Origin of the sequence: Bradyrhizobium sp. 142, assembly GCF_023074015.1 — a bacterium.
Lineage (GTDB): Bacteria > Pseudomonadota > Alphaproteobacteria > Rhizobiales > Xanthobacteraceae > Bradyrhizobium.
The window spans coordinates 57,453-63,760 of sequence record NZ_JADPKQ010000279.1; the positions used below are offsets into that span (position 1 = coordinate 57,453).

8 protein-coding genes are annotated in these 6,308 nt (G+C 63.3%); 5 read left to right on the forward strand and 3 right to left on the reverse strand.

Annotation, left to right across the window (positions count from 1 at the left end; genetic code table 11):
* The first annotated feature begins 252 nt into the window (after window positions 1-252).
* Window positions 253-1,185 (forward strand): DMT family transporter, encoded by a 933-nt coding sequence (locus IVA82_RS24820; protein WP_247389676.1) that lies wholly within the window; start codon window positions 253-255, stop codon window positions 1,183-1,185.
* A gap of 123 nt (window positions 1,186-1,308) precedes the next feature.
* Here the strand turns inward: IVA82_RS24820 and IVA82_RS24825 are convergent, their stop codons facing one another.
* Both IVA82_RS24825 and IVA82_RS24830 read right to left on the reverse strand, forming a co-directional pair.
* On the reverse strand, window positions 1,309-1,713 hold the full coding sequence (locus IVA82_RS24825) for a VOC family protein (RefSeq protein ID WP_247389677.1): 405 nt from the start codon (window positions 1,711-1,713) through the stop codon (window positions 1,309-1,311).
* A 122-nt stretch (window positions 1,714-1,835) separates the two neighbouring features.
* Window positions 1,836-2,234 carry a hypothetical protein gene (locus tag IVA82_RS24830; protein WP_247389678.1) on the reverse strand — a complete coding sequence of 133 codons (399 nt, stop codon included), beginning with the start codon at window positions 2,232-2,234 and terminating at the stop codon, window positions 1,836-1,838.
* A gap of 73 nt (window positions 2,235-2,307) precedes the next feature.
* Between IVA82_RS24830 and IVA82_RS24835 the strand changes: the two genes are divergently transcribed.
* A complete protein-coding gene (locus IVA82_RS24835; protein ID WP_247389679.1) occupies window positions 2,308-2,940 on the forward strand; it encodes a TetR/AcrR family transcriptional regulator in 633 nt (210 codons plus the stop codon).
* 62 nt (window positions 2,941-3,002) lie between these two features.
* Here IVA82_RS24835 and IVA82_RS24840 read toward each other — a convergent pair whose 3' ends face one another.
* Window positions 3,003-3,404, reverse strand: coding sequence for a DUF1330 domain-containing protein (locus IVA82_RS24840; RefSeq protein WP_247389680.1), 402 nt, complete (start codon window positions 3,402-3,404; stop codon window positions 3,003-3,005).
* 93 nt (window positions 3,405-3,497) lie between these two features.
* On the opposite strand from IVA82_RS24840, the gene IVA82_RS24845 reads away from it, so the two are divergent.
* The 3 genes from IVA82_RS24845 to IVA82_RS24855 form a co-directional block, all read left to right on the forward strand.
* Window positions 3,498-4,433 (forward strand): DMT family transporter, encoded by a 936-nt coding sequence (locus tag IVA82_RS24845; protein ID WP_247389681.1) that lies wholly within the window; start codon window positions 3,498-3,500, stop codon window positions 4,431-4,433.
* Between the two features lie 233 nt (window positions 4,434-4,666).
* A complete protein-coding gene (locus IVA82_RS24850; protein ID WP_247389682.1) occupies window positions 4,667-5,644 on the forward strand; it encodes a tripartite tricarboxylate transporter substrate binding protein in 978 nt (325 codons plus the stop codon).
* 178 nt (window positions 5,645-5,822) lie between these two features.
* On the forward strand, window positions 5,823-6,308 hold a 486-nt coding region (locus IVA82_RS24855), incomplete at its 3' end, for a transposase (RefSeq protein WP_247493324.1).

A 6,308-nucleotide genomic window follows, 5' to 3' on the forward strand; every position in this document is an offset into this window, starting at 1 on the left:
GGGACTTTTTTCGGGCTCGGAGGGCACTCCAAGCCTTTGATATCCCCCCCGAAAATCCCGAAACCTTTCGACGCGGCGCGACAGCTACGACCAAAGCGTGAGAAGCGATCTGTGCCGCTGCATGGTCGCGATGCGTCCGCGCCATTGATGCAACCTTGATTTCCGTGTCTTTGAGCGGGGCCGGGCGACCAGCCGGCCCGGACACCGCCGGGCCGGGGCCTTGGCGTTTGACGCGGGGCCATAACAATCACAATGTCCTCCACCGACCAGAGCACAGGCGCCGCCACGCCTGGCCACAATTGGATCGCCAACCAGCCTTATCTGCTGCTCAGCATCACCGCGCTGTGCTGGGCCGGCAATGCCATTGTCGGGCGGCTCGCTGCCGGTCACATCCCGCCGGTCACGCTCTCCTTCCTGCGCTGGTTGTTCGCCTTCCTGCTGGTGCTGCCGTTCGCCTGGAAGCATCTCGCGCAGGACTGGCCCGCGATCCGCCAAAAGCTCGGCTTGATGATCACGCTCTCGATCACCGGCATCGGCGCCTTCAACACCCTGCAATATTGGGCGCTCGAGCATACCCAGGCGCTCAACACGCTGCTGCTCCAGTCGGCCGCGCCACTGCTGGTGGCGCTGTGGTCGCTGGTCATCCTCGATATCCGGCTCACTGCGGCGCAGGCCTTCGGCGTGCTGCTATCGATGTGCGGCGTGCTGACCATCCTGCTGCACGGCGATTTCACCACGCTGTCGAACATCGACTTCAACAAGGGCGACCTGATCTTCCTCCTCGCGCTCTTGATCTTCGCGCTCTATTCGGTGTTGACCCTGAAGCGGCCAGCCATGCATGGACTGTCGTTCCTCGCCTTCACCTTCGGCTGCGGCGCCGCCTGTCTCATTCCGCTGGAGATCTGGGAATTGTTCGCGCGTCCGGTGATGAAGCTCGACGGGCCGAACCTGTTGACCCTGTTCTATGTCGCCGTCTTCCCCTCGACGCTCGCCTATCTCTGTTTCAACCGCGGCGTCCGCCTGATCGGCGCCAACCGCGCCGCGCCGTTCTTTCACGTCGTGCCGGTGTTCGGCTCGATCATGGCGATGGCCTTTTTGGGCGAACACCCGCAGGCCTTCCACTTCATCGGCTTCGCGCTGGTGCTGTCGGGCGTGTTCGCCGCGTCGAGGAAGCAGGCGAGCTAGGCCTGGGGCCCTTGGTTGGGGCACGTGTTGGGACTGGTTCATGGCGGCACGAGAAGACTTCGCCATGAGTAATTTGTATTTTGCTTCCGACTGCGCAGATGCGCCGGATTTCGCGGACTCGGATCAAGCGACCGCTGCTGGATTCATCCATACGATTTCCCAAACATAGCCATCTGGATCTTCAATGTGGCGGTTATACATGAAGCCGAGATCCTGTGCCGGGTTGGGATCGGCGCGACCGCCCGCCACCACCGCGCGAGCCAGTGTTGCATCGACGGCGTCGCGGTCATCGACGGTAAGGGCGATCAAAACCTGACTGTCGCGTCGCGCGTCACCGATCGGGCGCTTGGTGAATTCGCGATACTGATCGTGGGTCAGCAGCATCACGCCGATCGTGTCCGCGAACATGAGCGAGGTCGAATTCTCGCCGGAAAACTGAGGGTTCACCGTACCGCCAAGCGACACATAGAATGCCGTCGATGCGGCGAGATCGCGCACTGGCAGGTTCAACAGAATCATCATGGACATCGTATTCCTTGTCTTCAGTGGCGGGATGCCACGCCGTTGCAACGCTCTGCTTGGGAAACTGCTGGTCGGTCTCTGGCGCGTTGTGGCACTGCGCCCTCGCCTGTTATGAATGGGTCCTGACCCTAGATGTAGCGCGCCGCGCCCATGCAGAGAATGGCGAGCAGAGCCGCGGCCACACGCTGGGCGCTCGCGATGCGCGAATGCACGTCCGCCGCCTCGCTCGTGCCACGGCGCAAGGTCAGGACCGCGCGGGGGCCGATTGCCGCCTGAACGCCGACCGCGATCAACGCGCAGACCGCGCCAAGCGCAAGAACCTGCTCGGTCGGACCGAAGCTGCCGGCGTGGACGAGACGGCCGAGATAGGCGCCTGTCACGATCGCAATCGTGGCCGCGCCGAGTTGGGGAAAGACGAGCTGCTCGCCGCCGGCTCCGCCGGTCCGCGCCAGCGCAAAGCTTGATCCCGCCCACAACACCGACGACAACACATGAAGCGACAGGGCGATCACGAGGGCAGTCTGCATGGCATGCTCCAAACCGGCTTCCAAATTAGATATACTATATGTATAGCCAATACGTCAAGAGAATGGTAGGGCCATGCCGAAACGCAGGTATGTGAGCTCGGTCCGGGCCTCCGGGGCTGCGGAGACGCGCGAACGCATCATCGCTGCCGGCGCCAGGCTGTTGCGGAAGGACGCGGGCATCGCGACCTTCTCCCTCGATGTGGTGGCAAAGGCGGCCGGCGTGACGCGGCTCACCGTCTACAATCAGTTCGGATCGCGGCGCGGATTGCTGGAGGCGGTGTTCGACGACATCGCACACCGAGGCGGGCTGTTCGAACTGGCCGAGGTCATGGCGATGACTGATCCGCGCGCCGCACTCGACCGCGTGATCGAGACCTTCTGTACCTTTTGGGGGCACGACCCCGCCGTCGGCGGGCTCAACCAGGCGATCGCGACCGATCCCGAATTCGGCGAGGCACTGGTCGAACGCAACGAGCGGCGACGCGAGCTGCTGATGGGGCTGGTGACGCGTATCGTGGAGAGGCGCGCGCCAAAGCCGGCCTTGCAGGACGCGGTCGACTTGATCTTCGTGCTGACGAGCTATCCGACCTTTGCGGCGCTGCGCCCGCGGCGGTCGCCGGAGGAGGTCTGCCGCGTGTTGCAGGCCGCGTGCCGCGCTGCCATCGATGCACTGAATGAGCGCGAGAACACGCAGCGCAAGACGTAAGCGCCGTTGCGACGGCGACCCTTTCTCCTTCTCCCCTTGTGGGAGAAAGAAAGAAGAGCGCGCTACTTCGTCCTGAACTTGCTATACGCTTCGCTCGTCGCGATGATCACGTGCTCGGCGCACGCATTGCGGCGGTGCGGGTCGGCTTCGTTTTCGTAAGCCTCTGACATCATCATGTCGAGGAAGGCCGCGACGGATGGGTAATAGACCAGCGCGACGAAATCCCATTGGTTGCCGTCATGTGTGCCAAGCGCGATCGCTTTGGCCTCGCCGGTCCACAGCAGCGTGCCGCCGCGTCCCTTGATCATCGGCACGGTGATCGCGCTGTAGCGCAAATAGGCGTCCCATCCGGACCCGTCGCCGTCGCGCGAACGCTCGTGGAAGCGCATCAGGTTCAGCATCACGACCGGCGCATGCCGGTCGAGCTGCTCCAGGCCCTCGATGTTCAACATATTAACCGGCAATGACGCCTCCTTCGATCATGCGCGCATTGTAGCATTGCGACCGCGTGGCTTGTGTCATCATGGTAATCCGGCGCAAGCTTGTGTCGAACGCCGATGACGATTGCCTCGCCCGCGCCAACCGCCTCGAATCCGGCCGGTTGGCTCAATAACCAGCCCTATTTGTTGCTGAGCCTGAGCTCGCTGTTCTGGGCCGGCAACATCGTGCTCGCGCGCCATGTCGGCGCGCATGTGCCGCCGCTGACGGTGACGACGATCCGCTGGTACGGCGTGTTCCTGATCCTGTTGCCGTTCGCCTGGCCGCACCTGAAGCGCGACTGGCCGAGCATACGCAAAAGCCTGCTGCTGATGCTGTTCCTGTCGCTGGTGGGCTTTGCCTTCAACAACGCGATCTCCTATTGGGCGATGCAATATACGGAAGCGCTGAACGCGCTGCTGATCCAGTCGGCCGGGCCGTTGTTCGTGGCGCTGTGGTCGCTGGTGCTGTTCGGCGTACGGCTGACGGCTGCGCAGCTCGCCGGGATCGCGATCTCGCTTGCAGGCGTGCTGATCATCATCCTGCGCGGCGATCTCGCGGCGCTCGCGAGCATCAGGTTCAACCGGGGCGATATCATGTTCGCCTCGTCGCTGGTGGCGTTCGGGATCTACTCCGCTTTCATCCCGCGCCGGCCGAAGATCCACCAGCTCTCCTTTCTGTCGTTCACCACCTGCTGCGGCGCAACGATGCTGCTGCCCACGGCGATCTGGGAGGCCTGGAGCGGCCGCGTCATGCAATTCGATACGGTGACGCTGGCGACGCTGGGCTACATCCTGATTTTCCCGTCGACGCTCGCCTATCTCTTCTTCAACCGCGGCGTGGCGTTGATCGGACCGAACCGGGCCGCGGCGTTCTTCCATCTGGTGCCGGTGTTCGGCTCGGCTATGGCGATCCTGCTGCTCGGCGAAAAGCTGCAGCCGTTTCACCTCATCGGCTACGCGCTGGTCCTCGCCGGCGTCGTGATCGCGTCACGGCAGGGTTCGGCAGTGAAGTAATTCCGCACAGCGGACGCTGCGCTCTCGTGTCCCGGACAAGATGCAGCGCTTAAGCGCTGCATCGCAGAGCCGGGACCCAGTCTGCCGCCGCTGGGCCCCGGTTCAGCAGCGCATCACGCCGCGGAGGGCGGCGCGCTGCACTGCGCCCGGGGCACGAGACAAACTCACTTCTTCCGATTTCAACGAGGAGACGCTAGGTTCCCTGCCAACCAAAAACGAGGGAACGTTCCAACATGCTTTCAGCGCTGATCCGTAACCTGTGCGCCGCCGGCGCGGCCGTGCTGTGTCTCGCCGCCGCATCCACTGCCCAGGCCGACAATTATCCCAGCCGCAACATCACGCTGGTGTTGCCGTTCGCGGCCGGCAGCGGCACCGACACCACGACGCGGCTGATCTCGCATCATTTGTCGCAGGCGCTCGGCGTCGGCATCGTGATCGAGAACAAGGCGGGCGCCAACGGCATGATCGCGGCGACCTTTGTCGCGCGCACCGCACCCGACGGCTACACGCTGCTGGTGACGACCAACACCACGCATTCGGCCAATCCCTATCTGCTCAAGAGCCTGACCTACGATCCCGTCAAGGACTTCACCCCGATCGCGCGCACCGGCGACCTGCCGTTCATGCTGGTCGTCCATCCGGATGTGCCGGCAAAAACGGTCGGCGAGCTCATCGCCTATGGCAAGGCCAATCCGGGCAAGCTGAGCTACGCCTCGGGCTCGTCATCGGCGATCGTGTCGGGTGCGACCTTTGCGCACAATGCCGGGCTCGACCTGTTGCACGTGCCCTACAAGAGCTCGCCGCCGGCACTCAACGATGTCATGGGCGGCCGCGTCTCGATGATGTTCGTCGACATCCTGACCGGCCTGCCGCACGTCAACGGCAACGCGCTGCGCGCGCTCGCGGTCACCACCAAGGACCGCTCGCCGCTGGTGCCGAACCTGCCCTCGATGCAGGAGGCCGGCGTGCCGGACTTCGACATTTCGTCATGGCAGGGCTATTTCGGCCCCGCAGGCATGCCGAAAGAGATCGTGACGCGGCTCAACGCGGAGATCAGGAAGATCGTCGAGAAGCCGGAGATCAAGGCCCAGCTCGCGACGCTCGGCATGGACGCCTTCTCCGGCACGCCGGAGCAGCTCGGCACGTTCGTGGGTGAGCAGCTCGTGCTGTGGGAGAAGCTGATCACGAATGCGAAGATCGAGAAGCAGTAGCGCTGCTCCCCTCGGATGCTGTCATCCTCCGCGAAGGCGGAGGATCCAGTATTCCGAGACGGTAGCGATTGACCCGATGGGTCGCGGGGTACTGGATGCCCCGCCTTCGCGGGGCGTGACAGTTACGGCCTAACATTACAGTTGCTTTGTTTGCAGACTTCTGAATCCATGGGCAACCATGATTCGAATGTCGGTTGAGGAGACGCTTGCGTTGTGGGCGGCGTCGCTTCGAGAGATCAAGAAACGGATACGTCCGTTGTTCACGCAAGAGCGTGTGGCGACGAATGCAGGCCTGTTCCTGGAAGGTCTGCTCGGAGATGAGCAGCGCAAGACCGGCTGGATGCGCGCGGAGGCGGCTGGCGATCCCGGCCCATGGCGGCAGCAGGCGATTCTGGGTCGCGGGGATTGGGACGCTGATGCCCTGCGCGATATCGTGCGCGACTATGTCATCGAGCACTTGGCGGATGACGATGCGGTGCTGGTGATCGACGAGACCGGCTTTCTCAAGCAGGGCAAAGCGTCATGCGGAGTGGCACGGCAATACACTGGTTCGGCAGGGAAGATTACGAACTGCCAGATCGGCGTCTTCGCTACCTACGTTTCGCGTCATGGTCATGCGTTCATCGATCGCGCGTTGTATCTTCCGAAGGAATGGACCGACGAT